The 18,474-nt window shown below is 42.2% G+C and carries 17 protein-coding genes, 1 tRNA gene and 1 pseudogene; 12 read left to right on the top strand and 7 right to left on the bottom strand.

Annotated elements, in window-relative coordinates; all coding sequences use genetic code 11:
* The first annotated feature begins 128 nt into the window (after positions 1–128).
* The 6 genes from ACP7AE_RS10860 to ACP7AE_RS10835 all read left to right on the top strand — a co-directional run bounded on the left by ACP7AE_RS10860 (position 129) and on the right by ACP7AE_RS10835 (position 5,197).
* Positions 129–674, top strand: a complete 546-nt coding sequence (locus tag ACP7AE_RS10860; RefSeq protein ID WP_193008890.1) for a porin family protein — start codon at positions 129–131, stop codon at positions 672–674.
* 111 nt (positions 675–785) lie between these two features.
* Positions 786–1,328: a porin family protein gene (locus tag ACP7AE_RS10855; RefSeq protein ID WP_045447596.1), complete on the top strand. Its 543-nt coding sequence runs from the start codon at positions 786–788 to the stop codon at positions 1,326–1,328.
* Between the two features lie 209 nt (positions 1,329–1,537).
* Positions 1,538–2,086, top strand: coding sequence for a porin family protein (locus tag ACP7AE_RS10850; RefSeq protein WP_045447599.1), 549 nt, complete (start codon positions 1,538–1,540; stop codon positions 2,084–2,086).
* Positions 2,087–2,270: 184 nt separating this feature from the next.
* The gene (locus tag ACP7AE_RS10845) at positions 2,271–2,768 is read left to right on the top strand and encodes an NfeD family protein (protein WP_087816353.1); all 498 of its coding nucleotides are present in this window, start codon (positions 2,271–2,273) and stop codon (positions 2,766–2,768) included.
* Between the two features lie 12 nt (positions 2,769–2,780).
* Entirely contained in the window at positions 2,781–3,641 is an 861-nt protein-coding gene (locus ACP7AE_RS10840; RefSeq protein ID WP_426243025.1) for an SPFH domain-containing protein, read from the top strand.
* 164 nt (positions 3,642–3,805) lie between these two features.
* The gene (locus ACP7AE_RS10835) at positions 3,806–5,197 is read left to right on the top strand and encodes an esterase-like activity of phytase family protein (protein WP_426243023.1); all 1,392 of its coding nucleotides are present in this window, start codon (positions 3,806–3,808) and stop codon (positions 5,195–5,197) included.
* 278 nt (positions 5,198–5,475) lie between these two features.
* Here ACP7AE_RS10835 and hemN read toward each other — a convergent pair whose 3' ends face one another.
* Both hemN and ACP7AE_RS10825 read right to left on the bottom strand, forming a co-directional pair.
* Positions 5,476–7,017, bottom strand: a complete 1,542-nt coding sequence (gene hemN, locus ACP7AE_RS10830) for an oxygen-independent coproporphyrinogen III oxidase (RefSeq protein ID WP_426243021.1) — start codon at positions 7,015–7,017, stop codon at positions 5,476–5,478.
* A 336-nt stretch (positions 7,018–7,353) separates the two neighbouring features.
* Positions 7,354–9,837: a penicillin acylase family protein gene (locus ACP7AE_RS10825; protein WP_426243019.1), complete on the bottom strand. Its 2,484-nt coding sequence runs from the start codon at positions 9,835–9,837 to the stop codon at positions 7,354–7,356.
* Between the two features lie 370 nt (positions 9,838–10,207).
* On the opposite strand from ACP7AE_RS10825, the gene ACP7AE_RS10820 reads away from it, so the two are divergent.
* Positions 10,208–11,785: a YifB family Mg chelatase-like AAA ATPase gene (locus ACP7AE_RS10820; protein ID WP_201540688.1), complete on the top strand. Its 1,578-nt coding sequence runs from the start codon at positions 10,208–10,210 to the stop codon at positions 11,783–11,785.
* Positions 11,786–11,830: 45 nt separating this feature from the next.
* Here the strand turns inward: ACP7AE_RS10820 and ACP7AE_RS10815 are convergent, their stop codons facing one another.
* Both ACP7AE_RS10815 and ACP7AE_RS10810 read right to left on the bottom strand, forming a co-directional pair.
* The gene (locus tag ACP7AE_RS10815; protein ID WP_426243017.1) at positions 11,831–12,532 is read right to left on the bottom strand and encodes a phosphoglycolate phosphatase; all 702 of its coding nucleotides are present in this window, start codon (positions 12,530–12,532) and stop codon (positions 11,831–11,833) included.
* Between the two features lie 165 nt (positions 12,533–12,697).
* Entirely contained in the window at positions 12,698–13,198 is a 501-nt protein-coding gene (locus ACP7AE_RS10810; protein ID WP_060492083.1) for a DUF4385 domain-containing protein, read from the bottom strand.
* A 173-nt stretch (positions 13,199–13,371) separates the two neighbouring features.
* Between ACP7AE_RS10810 and ACP7AE_RS10805 the strand changes: the two genes are divergently transcribed.
* Complete coding sequence (locus ACP7AE_RS10805) at positions 13,372–13,740, top strand: hypothetical protein (protein ID WP_201540690.1); 369 nt, start codon at positions 13,372–13,374, stop codon at positions 13,738–13,740.
* A gap of 87 nt (positions 13,741–13,827) precedes the next feature.
* On the opposite strand, the gene ACP7AE_RS10800 is transcribed toward ACP7AE_RS10805, so the two are convergent.
* Positions 13,828–13,903, bottom strand: a tRNA-Phe gene (locus ACP7AE_RS10800).
* 112 nt (positions 13,904–14,015) lie between these two features.
* Positions 14,016–14,438, bottom strand: coding sequence for a hypothetical protein (locus ACP7AE_RS10795; RefSeq protein WP_201540691.1), 423 nt, complete (start codon positions 14,436–14,438; stop codon positions 14,016–14,018).
* A gap of 400 nt (positions 14,439–14,838) precedes the next feature.
* On the opposite strand from ACP7AE_RS10795, the gene hisB reads away from it, so the two are divergent.
* The 4 genes from hisB to ACP7AE_RS10775 all read left to right on the top strand — a co-directional run bounded on the left by hisB (position 14,839) and on the right by ACP7AE_RS10775 (position 18,067).
* The gene (gene hisB / locus ACP7AE_RS10790) at positions 14,839–15,504 is read left to right on the top strand and encodes an imidazoleglycerol-phosphate dehydratase HisB (protein ID WP_045453866.1); all 666 of its coding nucleotides are present in this window, start codon (positions 14,839–14,841) and stop codon (positions 15,502–15,504) included.
* Positions 15,505–15,662: 158 nt separating this feature from the next.
* Positions 15,663–16,298, top strand: coding sequence for an imidazole glycerol phosphate synthase subunit HisH (gene hisH, locus ACP7AE_RS10785; protein ID WP_426243014.1), 636 nt, complete (start codon positions 15,663–15,665; stop codon positions 16,296–16,298).
* A gap of 183 nt (positions 16,299–16,481) precedes the next feature.
* On the top strand, positions 16,482–16,856 hold the full coding sequence (locus ACP7AE_RS10780) for a hypothetical protein (protein ID WP_426243012.1): 375 nt from the start codon (positions 16,482–16,484) through the stop codon (positions 16,854–16,856).
* A gap of 98 nt (positions 16,857–16,954) precedes the next feature.
* Positions 16,955–18,067, top strand: coding sequence for a hypothetical protein (locus ACP7AE_RS10775; RefSeq protein WP_426243010.1), 1,113 nt, complete (start codon positions 16,955–16,957; stop codon positions 18,065–18,067).
* A 15-nt stretch (positions 18,068–18,082) separates the two neighbouring features.
* Here the strand turns inward: ACP7AE_RS10775 and ACP7AE_RS10770 are convergent.
* Positions 18,083–18,474: pseudogene (locus ACP7AE_RS10770) on the bottom strand (hypothetical protein); the annotation flags it as partial.

Below are 18,474 nucleotides of genomic sequence, written 5' to 3'. Positions count from 1 at the left end.
AAACACTGACAGACGACTTGAAATAGTTTGTTACTATATACCCATCGTTAGCAAACAAGGCGATAGGGCTATAAAAGCCAATATAAATAGATAACTTGTTTGTCCAAATTGATTTTAAGGAGCTAATAATGAAAACTCTACAAAAAACGCTACTTGCACTAGCAGCTGGTTCTTTGTTAACTGTTGGCGCACAGGCCGCTACTTCTTATAGCAACGGTTACACTGGTCAGCCTTATGTCGGCGTCAAAGTCGGTCAGTTTGATCTAGATATCGACAATGCAGACGATCCAACTGCTTATGGTGTCTACGGTGGTTATAACTTCGATCAAAACTTTGGTGTTGAAGCAGAGTATGTAGGTTCAGATGATGCTGATTACAGAAACGGTGATCTTGATGCCAAAACTTATGGCGCATACGGTACTGCACGCTACCAGTTCCCAAACACTGGCTTATACGCTAAAGGTAAGCTAGGGGTTGCTAAAACTGAAGTAGAAGGTGATTACACCGTTGGTCCAGTTAAAGTTTCGAACTCTAGCAGCGACACAGGTCTTGCTGGTGGTGTAGGTCTTGGTTACTCAGTGAACCCTAACTTTGGTGTCGAAGCTGAATACTCAATGATGGACAGTGATGTCGATGCCAAGCTACTTACTGTTGGCGCTCAGTTGAAGTTCTAAAGCCAAAACGATTTATCAGCTAAACGAGTGAGAGAAGATGGCAATAATAATTTTTTCTCCTCCAAATACATTATAGACAAATAATTAAAAATATAACCCTAGGGGAATACTATGAAAACTTTACAAAAAACGTTACTTGCATTAGCGGCTGGTTCTTTATTAAGCATGGGTGCACAAGCTGCCGTATCTTATGGCAATGGTTACACTGGTCAGCCATACGTTGGTGTAAAAGTCGGTCAATTTGACTTAGATGTAAACGGTGCTGACAAGCCAACTGCTTATGGTGTCTATGGTGGTTACAACTTTGATCCTAACTTTGGTATCGAAGCAGAATATGTAGGTTCAGGCGATGCCGATTATTACAACGGTGATATCGATGCCAAGAGCTATGGCGCGTATGGTACTTATCGTTATCAGTTCCCAAATACTGCGCTATATGCCAAAGGTAAATTAGGTGTTGCTAAGACTGAAATCGAAGGTAACTATATCGTCGAAGACTCTAACAGAAAAACCATTTCTAACGACGATACCAGCCTTGCAGGTGGTGTAGGCCTTGGTTATTCGGTTAACCCAAACTTCAGTGTTGAAGCTGAATATGACATGTTAGGTAGCGACGCAGATCTTATGACTGTTGGTGCTCAGCTAAAATTCTAAGTTTTTGATTAGCAGTATGATAACTAAAAAACGCACCCTTCGAGGTGCGTTTTTTTGTACGATAAAAAGCACTGTAAGCGTCATTAAAAAAGAGTGCATTTGAAATAAGGTTCTGTTAAAATCTCGAATTCGACAATAGTTCAGCTAACTTATATGCTCTGTTATTTTCATTCAGATGGTATTTTTAGTTTTATTTAACAGGAAGATATATGAATACTTTACAAAAAGCTTTGATCGCCCTATCAGTTGGCTCTTTATTGAGTGTCAGCGCGCAAGCGGCAGTTAACTATGCAGGTCAGCCGTATGTTGGTGTAAAAGCTGGTAAGTTCATGGTAGATGCTGATGATCTAGATGATCCTACTGCTTATGGTATTTATGCTGGTTATAACTTTGATCCTAACTTTGGTGCTGAAATTGAATATGTAGGCTCTAGTGACACTGATGTTGATACAGGTACCAGACTTCTTAAGGGTGAATATGACCTTAAAACTTATGGTGCTTACGGTACTTACCGTTATCAATTCCCTAATACTGGTTTATATGCCAAAGGTAAGTTAGGGTTTGCTAAAGCTGAGATTGATGCTTCTTTAAGTGACGTACTTGGAAACACTGTTAGTGAAAGCGATAGCGATAGTGGTGTTGCTGGTGGTATTGGCTTGGGTTATAACTTTAATCCTAGCATGAGCGTTGAAGCTGAATATGATTATGTCGCTGAAGATATTACTCTATTGACTTTAGGTGCTCACATTAAGTTTTAATAAGTTGATTAAAGAAAAAAGAAACGATCGCTTTGGCGGTCGTTTTTTTATGCTCTAAGTTTTAGTATGTATTTCTCATATTTTTCGAAGTATACACATCATATATTGATGATTTTTAAGAAATTATTAATACCAAAAATGTGCTACATTAAAAGTTAGAATGATAAAGATAGGGAATGTAGTGATGATGGAGATGCTGTGGATGATTGAACCTTGGCACTGGTTAGTCTTAGGTTTTATATTGCTGATCATTGAGATGTTTGTGCCGACATTCGCCAGCCTTTGGTTTGGCGCCGCTGCCATCATCGTTGCCGCGCTTTCATGGCTATTGCCTATTTCTGTCTCTGTGCAAATTATTATTTGGTTGGTGCTTTCTGCCATATTCTTGCTGGCATGGTTCAAGTTTATTAAACCCTTATCAGTAGATCGCACCAAAGCAGGCTTGGGTGGTAGTGTTATCGTTGGTGAAACTGGCATGATTATCGTCCAGCCACAGCCAGATAGAGCGGGCACCGTCAGATTCAGTGTTCCTATTGTTGGGGCAGCGGAGTGGATGTGTCGCACTACGGGTGAGCCGGTGGCGGTCGGCGATCGAGTGGTGGTGACCGATATTGTCGGTAATGAGCTGATTGTGAGCAGTATGAAATCGCAGGCAGCGATTAATAAAGACATGCAATTATAATAAGGAAGAATTATGGAAAGCTTCAGCATTGTCATGGTGGTTTTGGTTGCACTGGTTGTCTTTACGGTTTTCAAAGGCGTTCGAATCGTGCCACAAGGCTATAAGTGGGTGGTGCAGCGATTGGGCAAATATAGCCAAACACTAGAGCCGGGTCTCAACCTTATTATTCCTTTCGTTGATGATGTCGCTTATAAAGTGACGACCAAAGACATTGTCCTTGATATTCCCTCACAAGAGGTCATTACGCGAGACAACGTTGTTATTATTGCCAACGCTGTGGCTTATATCAATATCGTGCGCCCAGATAAGGCTGTTTATGGCATTGAAGATTATGAATATGGTATTCGTAATCTGGTGCAGACGTCACTACGTTCAATTATCGGTGAGATGGATCTTGATAGTGCATTGTCTAGCCGTGATGAAATCAAAATGAAGCTAAAGCATGCGATATCAGAAGATATTGCGGACTGGGGTATCACCCTAAAGACAGTAGAAATTCAAGATATTAATCCATCGCAAACGATGCAAGCATCAATGGAAGAGCAGGCAGCGGCAGAGCGTCTGCGCCGTGCGACAGTGACTCGTGCTGATGGTCAAAAGCAAGCGGCGATCTTAGAGGCAGATGGACGTTTAGAGGCGTCACGTCGTGATGCCGAAGCACAAGTGGTATTGGCGAGAGGTTCTGAAGAGTCTATTCGCCTGATTACTAATGCAATGGGCGAGGAAGAGATGCCTATTGTCTACTTACTTGGTGAGCAATATATTAAGGCGATTCGTGAGCTGGCAGAATCTGACAATGCCAAAATGGTGGTATTACCTGCTGACATTTTAAGTACCATCAAGGGTATGGTGGGTGATAAGCTTAAGATTTAATCAGTCATGTATAGCCATGTGCTATAGCATTAACTCTTAAAATGGTCAGTGAGCTTATTGGGCGCTGACTATTTTTTCGACTGTCAATTGTGCTGAACGCTACATCTAATAAATTACTCATATGGTTCGTTTAACAGGAATAAAATATATATCAGGGATAAAAAATGACTATAAAAAACATTAATACAGAAATCATTCAAATAAAAGACTTTATCCAAGGCACGGCACTACCTTATACCGTGCTCGATGATACGCATACCAATGCTGCGTATCCTGAGAGGAAGCTTGAGGTTAGAGGGGGTGGTTTTGGTTCAGATGCAGCGGCTCATCCAACCAATGCCAATCAACTTTATGTGCTCACCGATCGCGGTCCCAATGCGGATTTCGGAGGTAGTGCAGGCAAAGGTAAACAGTTTTTAGTACCTGACTATACACCGCGCATCGGACTGTTTGAGCTACAAGCAACTGGGCAAATTATTAAGATCAAAGAGATACTACTAAAAGACGCAAATGGCAATCCTATCTCTGGGCTACCAAATCCACAAGCACTCGGCGGAACTAATGAAGTCCCTTACGATGTCGACGGCCAGCCGATGACCATGAATCCCAATCTACCTTTTGATACAGTGACCAATCCTATCAAAAACGATATCAATGGTTTAGATCCTGAAGGTCTTGCTGCGCTCACAGATGGTAGTTTTTGGATCAGTGATGAGTATGGTCCTCATTTGGTTCATTATAATGCGCAGGGGGTGGAGATTGAGCGTATTAATGCCTTTGCGAGCGATCAGCGCAATAATGTGATGGCTAATGGTCAGCTGATTTTACTACCAGCAGAATTTACCAAACGTCGTGCAAATCGCGGTATGGAAGCATTAACGATTACTCCAGATCAGAGCACACTGGTGGGTATTATGGAGTCTTCTATGGACAACCCTGATCAGTCAGGTCGTGTCGCCAGTTTGACGCGCGTCGTCACTATCAATCTATACTCTGGTCAAATAGCACAGTATTTGTATCGTCTCGATCATGCTCACCATGTGACTTCGGGTATCGTTGCGATTAATAATCACGAGTTTTATTTGATTGAACATGATCGCAAGTTTCCGCTGCAAGACAAGTCTGCGCAAAAGCTCATTTATAAAATTGATCTCTCGCAGGCGACTGATATTGAGAATATTTTAAATACAGATAATATCAAGCAAGATCATGTATTGGGTTTAACGATTAATGAACAAACGCTGGAGCAGCTTATTGCAGCCGATGAAAAAAATTGGCAATTGCTGAAGGAATTGGCAATCAAACCAGTCAAGAAAACCTTGGTGGTCGACGTTCTCGCGACTGTAGAGTATCCGCATGATAAGTTAGAAGGTTTGTGGTTGCGTCAAGATGGCTCATTGGGTCTACTAAACGACGATGACTTTGCGATGACGGATTCAATGATTGCCAACGCTAAAGGCACAATTGAGCAAAAATATTTAGACAGTGAAAAAAAAATAGAAGATACAAATAGGCTATATATAGTGATGCCTTCTGAATGTGGTGATGGCTACTGAGTAGGCTAGGGCATATCCTCAATTCAATTGATCATATCTAAACGGGCAAAAAATGGCTAAATTTTGCCAAACATCGTTAAATAGCTGGTTAATATCCCGATATTATCTGCGCTATTTTCCTCGTTTGACGGCAATCTATCTCATTTTTATCACCATTTTTGAAATGAGGACACGCCCTAGAGGTATTTTTCGTCAATCATCAGCTTTATTAAACACCATAAAAAAGACCTCAAGTTAGGTCTTTTTTATGACTGCTTTTAATTTGTGGAATCACTCAATCAAATAACTTTTGAGAAACGATTCTTATGTTTTTTCTCAAGGTATTCATCAAATACCATGGCGACGTTACGACCTAATAAGCGACCTTTTGGTAGTACGCGAATACCAGCCGCGTCCATATCGATGAGCTTGTCTTCTTGCATGGCGCCAAGCTGTTGAATCTCATTGATAAAGTAAGTGATGGCATCGATACCAAATTTTTGATTGACGTCTTTAAAGTCGATATAGTCGTGACAAAGTAGATTCATAATCACATATTCACGCAAGCGATCTTTGATAGATGTTTTGATGACTTTTACCGCAGGCATGGCAGCCGAGTTACTTTGTGCAGCATCGATACTCGCTTGATAAACTGATAAATCTGTATCATTTTGCAAAATATAGCGGGTATTGGCATTGGCAATTTGACTGATAGAGGAGACGCCGAAGCCCAATAAATCACAATCGCCCATGATGGTATAACCTTGAAAGTTACGATGCAGTTTGCCCTCACGCTGCGCCACGGCTAATTCATCATCAGGCTTGGCAAAATGATCAATACCGATATATTGATAGCCAGCTTCGGTCAGGGTATTGATGGTATTGCCAAGCATCGTAAGCTTGGCCGCTGGATCTGGCAAATCGGCTTCTTTAATCTGGCGCTGGGCTTTAAAACGTTCTGGCAAGTGTGCGTAATTAAATACTGACAAGCGATCCGGCGACATCTCGATGATACGGCGTACCGTTTTATCCAAGGTTGCGGGTGTTTGATGCGGCAAACCATAAATCAGATCGATATTGATAGAATGAAAACCTAGATCACGCGCCTCATTTAACACATTTTCAATGAGCTCTGCTGAATGTACGCGATTGACGGCGATTTGTACCGTTTCATCGAGGTCTTGTACACCTAAACTGACACGGTTAAAGCCAAGGTTACGCAATACTTTTAACGTCTCGCCACTCAGCTCACGTGGGTCAATTTCAATAGAGTAATCGCCTTTGTCTTCAGGTAAGAATTCAAACTGAGTTTGTAAAAACTGCCACAGTTGAACCATTTCTTCATCACGCAAAAATGTTGGCGTACCCCCACCCAAATGCAGCTGTTTAACGAGGGGTTTGCTACTACCTTCTGGGACAGATAGCAGGCGGCGTTTGTGCTTAATCTCAGCGATTAAATACTGTAAATAATCGCCTGAGTCGCTATTTTTCTTGGTAATAATTTTATTGCAAGCGCAGTAATAGCAGAGGTGACGACAAAAAGGAATATGAAAATATAAAGACAGTGGTGCACGAGCTTCACGGTTCTGAAGGATCTTTGCCTCAAGACCATCAGAGATGGGTGAGAACTCTAAAGCGGTCGGATAGGAGGTATAACGTGGTCCTGAACGATTGTATTTATTAATAATAGCTTCATCAAAGGCAGGTAGCTGCTTACTCATCATACTGCCACGCGTACTGGCATAAGGACTTTCTGATTGCATAACAGGGCGTGTCGTGGTCGGTTGCTCTCCTGCACGATTGTAAGGCTGCTGAGTATTTAATTCTGAATGTTCTGTCATGCGGTACTCCTCGTTTTGACCTTGAGTATTACTGTTTTTACATCTCTAACGACCAAATATCTGAAAGCCAGTAGGTGTTTGATAGATGATTAATAACCATAATAACTTTGTTATTAATAATAATTTTCACAGCGCTATCTGCTGTTAAATTTATAGTAATCAATAAGCACTAGTATAACAAATCCTTGTTTGCAGTGGGGTGGTCGGCGAGTTTTCTTAATAATGAATCGACGATCTGCACACAGGCTGCTTCCATAAAGTAAAAAAGACCTCAGCATATATCTGAGGTCTTTTTATCACTAATTTAAGCTATCACTAATTTAAGTTACGTCAAACTTATTCTTTTAGCTGGATTTTATTGCCAACGGCTTGCTTGCTAACGTCATTAGCATTGAAGGGTAAGCGAATCCATTCTTTAGCTGAGTAGCGATGACTCTGGTCACGATGGAACGGTCGAGTAGTATCAGAAGCTTGCGAATAACCTAGTAAGGCTTCTGCTACAGGGCCGCTTTTATCAAAGGTAACGGTTTGCATATATGTCGGACCAAAATTAATCAGGTAGTTTGCGCCATCATTAGCGCTGGTGCCTCTCGTTTCTGCAACATTGAATACACCTTCACGACCAAAGCCACCATGCATAGCAATACGCTCGTCGTTTTTACTAGCATCAACGATATACTGCAAATCAGATAAGGGCGCATCAAGAGCGATATTTTTATCTTGGAAGAACTTAATTGAATCTCCTAAAGCAGTACGTGTATCCGCACTAATAATTAAACCACGAGGCGTATTGACTGGGTCTTTTGCATCAAATTTAACACTGAATATCGTATCCGTCGTTTCATTGAAATCCACATTACGCCAAAACTCTCTAAAGACATGAGCACCTTTGCTATCTAAATTATTACGACGATCCCAATTACTCAAGATATTACAAGCATTAGTTGCATCAATAGTAGAGCCACCCGTCAAAGGTAAGTTAGCATTCGCTCGACAATCTGCTAATACGTCGTCGAGTACCAACTCAGCGACATAACTGCGGTTACCATAGACGACCTCTTGCATATTGTTTAAATTGAAGTTAGTACCGCCCAAGTTATCTTTATTACTGAATCGATCTTGTATTTGAACCAGTCCCATACGTGAGCGCATAAGCAATGGAACACCATCTGCTGGACTAGCACCTAAGAAGGGGGCTAAACGACGACGTAGGAGTGGTGAAAATCCAGTCAGTGGTTGCTCTAAATTGCTTAACCAATAGCTATCATTTGAGTTAGCAACATAATCATCGCGGATCAAGAAAGGTAAGTTTGAGCGCCCAAAAATACCCGCTTGCGGTGAGTCTGTATCAACTCCCCATTCACAGGCAGCGGTACTACCATTCAGTGCTGGCAAGTCAGAGGCAATTAACGCACCAAGGAAGGGACCAGATGCAGCACTACTACAAGCTTCAAGCTTAGCTTTGGTCACATTTGGTACAGTTGAGATGTCAGCATAGAGTGCCTTACCATTACGGTCGGTAGCAATAGTATTAACAAACCCAAGACCAAGGACGCTTTGCATTCTATCGACTAAGTCCTCAACGCTCGTAGCCTTATTCATACTACGCCACTGATTGAGTGCTCTTGGGTTTTCAGAGGCGGCGTCACGGATAGTATAAGCTAGATTATTAGCGCCCCATGCTGGTAATTGACCATTGAGTAAATTGACCGCTAACATAGGTCCATATTGTGAGACATAAATATTGTGAACCTGCGTCTGATTATTTGGTAGCTGAATAGTGACAGGAACGGTTTCGATATCACGCTGCTCAGTCACACCAGCGCTATTAGTATAATTGTATTTGAGAGGATCTCCATCAACTAGGCTAAGCTGATAAAGCGTAAACCGTTTTGCAGTGGATACGGTATGGCTCCAAGCCACGTCTTTATTAAAACCGATGTTAGGGAAAGGCTGACCTTGTTGAGCCGCACCCATCACATCCAGCTCACCTGGCATCGTTAAGTGAAATTGATAGAAGCGTTGGACGCCATCCCATGGCTCATGCGGATTGCCATACATGACCCCGCTACTAGTACCAGTCACCTCCTTACCAAAGGCATAGGCATTACTACCGGCACTCATCGCATTAATCGTATCCATATTGAATGCAGGTGCTGACTCTACGACAGGGTTTGCGACTGGAACACTACGCATTCTTGAGCTACCCTGAATGCCAGAAATAGAGGGCGGTGCCGCTGCTACAATGGGACCGACGAAATTAGATAAGCCACCACGTAGATTGGCTTTACCGTAGACCGTCAATAAATCATCGAGAGTAATCTCGCGTACCCATTCAGCATTGGCACAAGCAGGATCGATATTAGCCACGCCTTTGTCACGTAGATAACGGCTATAGCCTGCTGCATAACCTGTCACAGCATCAATGACTTCAGGGTCTTGAGCTGCTAAAAATTCAGCTTTTCGCTTGTCAGTGTTGTACCACGTATAAAAAGCATCGCTAGCCAAATTACCGTCAGCACCTAGATAGAGCATACTCTGACCGCTAGCGACTACAACTTCACGCGCTAGTGAGCAGAAATTATCTTCTGCGAATGCATAACCGACGCCATAACCAAGGCCTTTGTAATCCTTTGCGGTGATGTGTGGTATACCGAACTCAGTGCGCTGAATATCGGCTTCATAATTAGTGGAAGGGGGTATGACATCATCGTCATTGAAACTATTGTCGCTGTCTGAGCAGCCGAATAGTCCTAAAGAGACTGCTACTGTCAGTAGCGTGAGTATGGGCACACGCCGATTATGCGTCTTTATGCTCATAAGCTTATCCGTCCATGGTAGTAGGTGTTATATAAAGTAGGTGTTATATAAATCTGCAGCAAAAAGCCGCCAGCAAACTTTATATGATCAATAAAATCCTTTTATTGCCAATACTCTTGCTAATCTTTAATGCTTTGTAGCGCGATTAAAATTATCCAATACGTTAATAACGTGGTTAACAGGCGTGAGAATCTTTGGATAATCTTTGGGGCAGCATAGCCGAATAAGACTGAGCGAAAGAGCATCCGTTTATCATATAACAACTGTTGATAACTATGCTAGTAAATAAAATGAGACAAGGAAACACGACATTTGCGCACTGATACATAATACTCTATTATCAATTATTCCCTATATTAGGAAAATGCTGATGTCGTTTGCCCAAGTCTATACTCGTTCAGTCGTCGGACTGCATGCGCCCAAGGTCATTATTGAAGTGCATCTGTCGCAAGGGTTGCCAGCATTGACCATCGTCGGTTTGCCGGAGGCGGCGGTACGTGAGAGTAAAGACCGTGTACGCTCTGCGATTCTGAACTCTGGCTTTCAATTTCCTAATCGTCGTCTTACTATCAATTTAGCCCCCGCTGATTTGCCTAAAGATGGCTCGCGTCTTGATTTACCGATTGCTATCGGAATCTTGGCAGCCAGTGATCAGTTGGATCCAGAAGTATTATCAGGGTTTGAGTTTATCGGTGAGTTAGCGCTCAATGGGAATTTACGGCAAGTGACAGGCAGCTTAGCGGTGGCACGAGCGATCAAAGCTGAGGCGCTGGCATCCAAAGTATTGCAGGTGGCAAATATCACTGAACAGGAGCTGAGCGAACCGCAGCCAAAACCACAAACACCGCAGCTTATCGTACCGATTGATAATGGTGCTGAGGCTAGCCGTGTGGATGGCGTGACGATACTAGCCGCGCAAAGCTTAAAGACAGTTTGTGACCACTTACAGTCGTTAGCCAATCCAAGCGCAGCCTATGAATCTTTGGACGTTGTACAACCCAGTCCAGCACAGCAGCATGTTGGCTATCAAGTGGATTTGGCTGATGTCAAAGGACAGCATCATGCACGGCGCGCGCTAGAGATTGCCGCTGCTGGTGGTCATTCGCTGTTATTTACAGGGCCACCCGGCTCAGGCAAAACGTTAATGGCGTCACGGCTGCCGACCATATTGCCGGATTTGAGTGATGAAGATGCATTAGAGGTTGCCAGCACTTATTCAGTGGCAGACAGCGATTACGATTATGGGACAAGACCGTTTAGGCAGGTTCATCACACTATATCAGCCGTGGCTTTGGTGGGTGGTGGCTCACGACCAAAACCGGGTGAAATTACCCTTGCCAATAAAGGCGTATTGTTCCTTGACGAATTGCCAGAGTTTGATCGGAGTGTGCTCGAGGTATTGCGTCAGCCATTAGAAGCCAAGCAAATCACTATTAGCCGTGCCAACTCGCAGATGACTTTTCCAGCAAATTTCCAATTGGTCGCTGCCATGAATCCATGTCCATGCGGCTATGATGGCGATACCTCAGGGTGTTGTCGCTGCCGACCTGAACAGATTAAACGTTACCAAGACAAACTTTCAGGGCCGCTATTAGATCGCATTGATTTGCATATCACTGTACCTGCGCTGCCAATTGCCGACTTGCAAAATGCTCAAGCTGGCGAAACCTCCGAACAAGTGCGCGTTCGAGTCATTGCCGCACATAAACGTCAGATGCAGCGGCAACAAAAGGTCAATAATGAGCTTAGCCCTAGCGAGATTGATAAATATATCCAACTAGGAGAGGGTGAACAGCAACTATTACAGCTCGCTCAGCAGCGTCTGAATTTATCGGCACGCGGTTATCATCGAGTATTGCGAGTGGCGCGTACCATTGCTGATTTGGCTGACAGTATCGATATTACAAGCGCTCATGTGTCTGAGGCGCTCAGTTATCGGAGCAAATAATGATTTCAAAGAATGGCTTAAATGAATCATTCTAATGTTCAAATTTTAGCTGTCTATCTTATAATTTTTGAAAATATATTCTACTAATGCCGCAAAATCATCAAAGGCTTCGGTAGGGTTTAACTCACGAATGTCTTGCCCATAGTTATAGCCATAAGACAATCCAAGCGTATCCATATTAGCATTTTGTCCGGCTAAGATATCGTTTCTAGAATCGCCAATCATCACAGCTTGTTCTGGAGTGACGTTCAACGCTTTACAGACATGCAGTAGCGGTGCTGGATCAGGCTTTTTAGTTGAGAGACTATTACCGCCTAATACTTCACTGAATAAGTCCTGCCAGCCAAAGGATTGCAATATTTTCGGTACAAAACGAATCGGTTTATTGGTCACTAAGGCCAGCGTAAATCCTGCCGCTTTTAGCTTTTTTAGTCCGCTATCGACATCTGGGTAAGCAACGGTTTTGCTACCACTGAGATTTTTGTAAGCCTCAAAAAACAGGTGCTCTGCGTGATTGGCTTCCTCGACCGTAAACTCGCCTTCTAACACGTCTACCTTACCTACTAGTGCGCGCTCTACCAGCAATCTTGAGCCGTTGCCTATCCAGTTTCGTATGGTCTCGATAGGGTAAGTCTCTTTGCCCAGCATGTTTAACATCGCATTAGTCGCATCAGCCAAATCTGGCACACTATCAATGAGCGTGCCATCGAAATCAAAAATCAAAAGTTGCTTAATATCTACAGTCATTATTATTTGCCCACGCTATCAATTTTATACTTCTTTGGAGTATTAGCTCCAAGCCCTCATTACCTTAGCACAGCAAATCATGAATTCAATTATTTAACAGTCTGTCATTATAGATATTTCTATCTTTTCAGACTAAGGGTAATGTTTTATTGATATGTTTCATGCTTATTCAACCTCTTTATAACGTTCGCGATGCTCAGCTTTCATTCTTAAATAATCTTCGTTCTCACGACACTCGTCCCATTTTTGTTTAAATATGCGCGCTGACTCTGCTTTGACTGGGTCTTCGATTTGTCGTGGCAACTCTTCGCGACCATGTGCGCCGCTTTGACCTTTTTTATCATCGGGCACTGGCCCTTTGTATTTTTTGCCGCCTTTGTGATTGGCATAACGACGGGCGCGGGTATAGCCCATTTGAATAAATTTGCGCGCCATATCAGCACCCACAAAGTCATCGGCCGCCAGATAATCTAAAAACATCTGATAAATTGTCTCGCTGCTCTCAAGCGCAATATCAGGGGTCGCAAAGCGCCAGTGTGGCAGGATTTCGGATTTGTATGGCTCTACCAGTAATACGCCTTGCTCGCCGCGCCCGACCCGATACAGCTCTGGCTGCGCGCGTAAATCTAGGTTTTTATAATCCAAATCGTAATCGAACGCTCTCATCGCTTTTCCCTATTAGTATTCGTCATCTGTCAAATTTATCATTATCAATACTATCGAGTATACTGAGCGCCGCTGTCTAAAAAACAGCACAAAAATGTTATGCAACCGTGATAGTAAGCGTTTAGCATAGAGAATAGAATCAATCATTGAGCAGGTCTGAGTAGGTTAAAGTTATGACAGTTAATAAAAACATCCTCAATAGCATCAGTCTAGCTGGCTCGATTTTTACGATGTCGTTAAAAAGTATATTTATGATATCGGTGCTGCTGCTCATCAGCGTATTAAGCACCAATGCTGCCCATAGCGCATGGTTTGAGCGGTTGATTCCGCAAGGAGAAACTTATACGGTACGTGAGATAGATCGTGATTTGGCGTTCGTGATTGATGGTTTCATTTATGATGCGCGCACGTCTTGTTTTTTAGCAGTGGGCGATCGGGTGATATTTTTTGAAGGGCGTCATGGTATCGATTACCGCGCGACGGTTTATGACTTAGACTCGCGTGAACGTTGCGAGGTGTTGTTAAGAAGACGTTTGTCATAAGCTATTAGACTTATTTCAGAACGGGATATAAGCATAAAAAAAGCCCCAAACAGCAATGTTCGGGGCTTTTTAGAATTCTTAAACGAATGGTGGCTCGAGGCAGGTTCGAACTGCCGACACACGGATTTTCAATCCGTTGCTCTACCGACTGAGCTATCGAGCCGTCTTCGTTGAGGCGCTATTAAACTAAATATAGACGTTGCTGTCAAGTAGTTTTTGCATAATAGAAGATAAATAATCAAATATTGGCAAAATTAACTGTTTCTGCTCTCGATTTAGTCTTTAACACGCAGTAAATCATACTCGCTCATGATACGGTGAATATCCGCATCGGCAGGGACAAACTCACGGACGCCTTTTTTTATCTCAGCATCATAGACCAGTTTGATGAATTTGGCATCGATAGCGCGACCGCGATTTTGCTGATGTACCGTTAAATATTGCAGACGCTTGGCGTCGGTTTGCCCATCATCAAAACAGGCAACCGCAGCGATAGGCTTGTCATTAAACATACCGACATACAGACATTGCCCGCGCTTAAAACCCTGCTCAACGATATTCAATACCTCGAGACCGTCAGGCTGCGCGTCATCGCTATCGTACAATGCCTGCAAGCGCTCTGCTAGCTCATTGTCACGCGCAGGTTTTTTGATAAGTGGTGCATCCAAGCTATTAATGGCGATCGCTTCTAAAGGCATAGCAGTTCCTATAAGCAGAGGGTTTTTATCGTATAAAGTAGCAGTATGACACAGCACAAAGTTATAACACGGCAAAAGTCATAGAAAGTAGGCTGTAGAATATGATATCTAAAAGTCAGTGCAAATCATGATTAATAATACTGAACACACTATTTTAGCAGAATGCGGTAATTTTGTGCGTGGTTTACCGCTTGGTCGTGGCAGTAAATGTTAGGGTTTGCTATGATGAGGCTAGATGATATTTAGTACGTACAAACTCTAATACTTTGATATCTTTTGTATATATCATTTTCTACTACATTTTTTGCTAGCGCTGACCCAGACACTAGTAAAATATTTAAACATGTTTTGCCTTATTTATTGACCGCTTTTCACTGATAAAAACTGATAGAGAGTAGCCATGACAGCCAATGCAATGACGACTGCTGATACACCTGAGCAAAATGCACCAAAAAACCTAAATCTACATGGTCGCCCTGAACGTATTGCGACCGTTGAGCGCATTACTGCTGAGACCCAAGTGACTTGTACCGTCAATCTTGATGGTACGGGTCAAGGAGTCGTAGATACTGGCGTACCGTTTTTGGATCATATGATTGACCAAATCAAGCGTCACGGTTTGTTTGACTTAGAGATTAAATGCAACGGTGATACCTTTATCGATGACCATCATAGCGTTGAAGACACTGGTATTACCCTTGGGCAAGCATTTAACAAAGCATTGGGCGATAAAAAGGGCATTCGTCGTTATGGGCACTTTTATGCGCCGCTAGATGAGGCATTGACCCGCGCTGTCGTCGATCTATCAGGACGTCCGGGTTTACACATGGACATTCCCTTTACCCGTTCGCATGTCGGTAATTTCGATGTTGACCTGTTTAGTGAATTCTTTTATGGTTTTGTGAACCATTCTTGGATGACGGTGCATTTAGACAATCTAAAAGGCAAAAACAGCCATCACCAAATCGAGTCTACCTTTAAAGCGTTTGCTCGTGCGTTACGTATGGCTTGCGAATATGATGAGCGTGCGTTAAATACATTGCCATCGACCAAAGAGGCTTTCTAAGGCGCATTTAAGGCTCTTCTACGGTGTCAGTCAAGCTTGGCGTACTAGTTGTACAGCCTGCGCTTGACTTCCTTGTAGAAAAACCTTATCTACACCTTGGTAATAGCCAATAATATAAATAGTATAGTAATCAAAATATCTAAAATGAGAACCAATTGATGACTAAAGTAGCACTATTAGATTATGGCATGGGCAACTTGCACTCTGCTAGTAAAGCACTATCGGTAGTCGGGGCAGACGTCTCTATCACCAATGACCCAAAAGTCGTCGCTGCGGCAGACAAGATTGTCTTCCCCGGTGTCGGTGCGATGCGTGACTGTATCGCTGGCATGCATGAAGCAGGGATTGATGACGTCATACGCCATGCGGTGTTTAACAAGCCTGTCATGGCTATTTGTGTGGGCATGCAGGCATTGTTTGAGCAGTCCGCTGAAAATGGTGGTACAGACTGCTTGGGTATCTTAAACGGCACTGTAGAAGCATTTGACCCTACGTGGAAAGACAAGCAGGGCGCAACTATAAAAGTACCGCACATGGGCTGGAACACCATTAGCGGTATGGATTTTGACCACCCATTGTGGCATGGTATTGAGGACAACGCGCACTTTTACTTTGTGCATAGCTACTACTGCGAGCCTACTGATAGCTCACAAGTGGCGGCGGTATGTGACTATGGTCAACCGTTTTGTGCCAGTGTCATCCAAGATAATTTATTTGCCACCCAGTTTCACCCAGAAAAAAGTCATACTGCTGGCTTGCAGTTGTTGAAAAATTTCGTGGATTGGAATGTGTAAATAGACGATAAATGTCAAGTGAATATTTAATTTAGTAGAAGGTAGATTATCAATTGTATAATCTGCCTTTTTTATGCTCAGCCATCACTTTGTAGCTACCACTCTTTAGCTATTATAGTTTAGCTATCATGGTTTAGTGATACTCTCAGTCGTTTTCTACTTGCTTATATTTGGAATACTCTAGTGGATTTTACCGCTTTTAAAATCAATATTATTGAAGTATCTGGCCTTGCCAAAGATGCCTTACATATCTATGTTGGCGTCGGCATCTATCTTTTGTGTCTGCTTGTGCTGCGTCCTATCATTAAAAACCAAAGCATCAGATCATTCATGGCTTTAGTCGTCGTGACGGGCATTGCGCTGTTGGGTGAGTATTTGGATAATCGAAATACGATTGAAGCATCAGGCATGGCTGGCTTAAGCCACGAACAGCTGGTCGCAAGCCTCCGCGATTTGATCAATACCTGCCTGCTGCCTTATGTGCTTTATGCCTTAAATAAATGGACGAAGATATTTCATTCGTCCAACCCCTTAACTAAGCTATTAAAGCAGCGCTAATATACTAAAGTAATTTTCTTTAAGTCGTTAAAAAAGCAAACTTAAGTAGGATTTTATGGTGTAAAATTCATAATATAAAATATATAGCAGACCATATTATGTCTTCATTTAAAATACCTACTCATATTTTTTCTTCTATCATTCTATGCCTAACGACGTTTAGCTATCATTCAGCAGTGGCAAATCAAAATGTCATCATTGACCTAAACAAACCCATATCGGCAGCACTTTTGGCGCAGTATAATCGTGGTGGTATCGAGATTGACTACGATGATACGACTGTATTGAAATACATTTATGTGACAGCAAAAGATGGGGCAATCGCACGTCAGTTACCAAGCGGCGCTGCTCGAAAGGTGAAAAGCTATACCTTTGGTGAGAAACTAGACGTCATTGAAGATAGAAAGGATTGGTATACGGTACGAGATAGTATTGATAGACAATACGATGAGAACAATGACGGTGTTATTGATAAAAGTATTAGTCAATGGGAAAAAGTCTTTGTGAAAAAAGAGCAAACGGGTTCTACTATGCCCGCCTCGCTAACGTCCAAAGATTTAAACATACTAGCATATCTATCCGTTGGCGAAGACTACGAGTATTTTGAAGATGGCAAAGCACTTAACGACTACCTAAAAATAGAGCTGATTAATAAGGCTTTGTTTGAGAAAAAACGTCCACTTGCTGTTGATTTTCTATCAAAAAATAAAAGTTTTAAAAAGAGAAATGGTGTGATATCCATTCCAACTGCAAAAAAACCAGTGAAGTTTGTTGATAAAGATAATGGTGATGACGGCGATGAGCGTTTTGATTACATCGGTAGTATCGATTTTTTAAACCAACATTTAATAGAAGGAAACTACTGGGAAAGCTCGAACTACGAGATGATTGATAAAAATTCGGGTGAGATGACGCAGGTATTTATAGATTATCCTCATATCTCTCCCAATAAAAAATATATCATCTCAGCCTATACCAACCCATATGAGCAATACACCGATCTAGAGCTGTATAAAATTAAGGGAACAGACACCATCCCGATTATGGGTGCAGGCTTTATGCATTGGATGCCTACTGTTGAACCAGAAAATATATTTTGGGCAAAAGATGGTTTCCTATACCTAGCGGTTAATCATAGCGCTGCCTTTTGGAAAGAAGATGGGCATATCAATGATGAGTTTCAATATATTAGGATAAAGGTGGATTTATAATTGTTAGGCTAAATACTAACGAGTAGCATCGTAAATGCGCTCAAAGTTATTTTCAGTAAACTCAAAACAGAAGTATCCACTATCCTCATCACGATAAGCAGAAATATCTCCCTCTATACAGAATTCGTTAGAATCTTTAGAAAAACTTAGTTTTTTATAATTAACTAAGTATCTAAAAGGATAAGCTATTTGAGTTTCTGGGTTGATAACAACTAAATAACCAAAGTTATCTTCCGGAAATACTAAAACTTTATCTTTATCAAAATTAACAGTCTTGTCAGTATTTTTATATAGTAAGTTTAATATAAAATCGATACAGCCCATATCATGAAATAGTTTAGGCAGATTATTTTCCATCCATCCTTGGCGTAGAAATTTAGCTTGTGCCCACTTCTTCTCGATAGGAT

Source organism: Psychrobacter sp. TWP2-1-2 (assembly GCF_049896785.1).
GTDB lineage: Bacteria > Pseudomonadota > Gammaproteobacteria > Pseudomonadales > Moraxellaceae > Psychrobacter.
This window is presented reverse-complemented; position numbering and strand designations above follow the sequence as displayed.

Excerpts from the sequence above, each read along its gene's own strand:
- ACP7AE_RS10860 (WP_193008890.1), top strand. The coding sequence starts at position 129 with ATGAAAACTCTACAAAAAACGCTACTTGCACTAGCAGCTGGTTCTTTG.
- ACP7AE_RS10855 (WP_045447596.1), top strand. The coding sequence starts at position 786 with ATGAAAACTTTACAAAAAACGTTACTTGCATTAGCGGCTGGTTCTTTA.
- ACP7AE_RS10850 (WP_045447599.1), top strand. The coding sequence starts at position 1,538 with ATGAATACTTTACAAAAAGCTTTGATCGCCCTATCAGTTGGCTCTTTA.
- ACP7AE_RS10845 (WP_087816353.1), top strand. The coding sequence starts at position 2,271 with ATGATGGAGATGCTGTGGATGATTGAACCTTGGCACTGGTTAGTCTTA.
- ACP7AE_RS10840 (WP_426243025.1), top strand. The coding sequence starts at position 2,781 with ATGGAAAGCTTCAGCATTGTCATGGTGGTTTTGGTTGCACTGGTTGTC.
- ACP7AE_RS10835 (WP_426243023.1), top strand. The coding sequence starts at position 3,806 with ATGACTATAAAAAACATTAATACAGAAATCATTCAAATAAAAGACTTT.
- hemN (WP_426243021.1), bottom strand. The coding sequence starts at position 7,017 with ATGACAGAACATTCAGAATTAAATACTCAGCAGCCTTACAATCGTGCA.
- ACP7AE_RS10825 (WP_426243019.1), bottom strand. The coding sequence starts at position 9,837 with ATGAGCATAAAGACGCATAATCGGCGTGTGCCCATACTCACGCTACTG.
- ACP7AE_RS10820 (WP_201540688.1), top strand. The coding sequence starts at position 10,208 with ATGTCGTTTGCCCAAGTCTATACTCGTTCAGTCGTCGGACTGCATGCG.
- ACP7AE_RS10815 (WP_426243017.1), bottom strand. The coding sequence starts at position 12,532 with ATGACTGTAGATATTAAGCAACTTTTGATTTTTGATTTCGATGGCACG.
- ACP7AE_RS10810 (WP_060492083.1), bottom strand. The coding sequence starts at position 13,198 with ATGAGAGCGTTCGATTACGATTTGGATTATAAAAACCTAGATTTACGC.
- ACP7AE_RS10805 (WP_201540690.1), top strand. The coding sequence starts at position 13,372 with ATGACAGTTAATAAAAACATCCTCAATAGCATCAGTCTAGCTGGCTCG.
- ACP7AE_RS10795 (WP_201540691.1), bottom strand. The coding sequence starts at position 14,438 with ATGCCTTTAGAAGCGATCGCCATTAATAGCTTGGATGCACCACTTATC.
- hisB (WP_045453866.1), top strand. The coding sequence starts at position 14,839 with ATGACAGCCAATGCAATGACGACTGCTGATACACCTGAGCAAAATGCA.
- hisH (WP_426243014.1), top strand. The coding sequence starts at position 15,663 with ATGACTAAAGTAGCACTATTAGATTATGGCATGGGCAACTTGCACTCT.
- ACP7AE_RS10775 (WP_426243010.1), top strand. The coding sequence starts at position 16,955 with ATGTCTTCATTTAAAATACCTACTCATATTTTTTCTTCTATCATTCTA.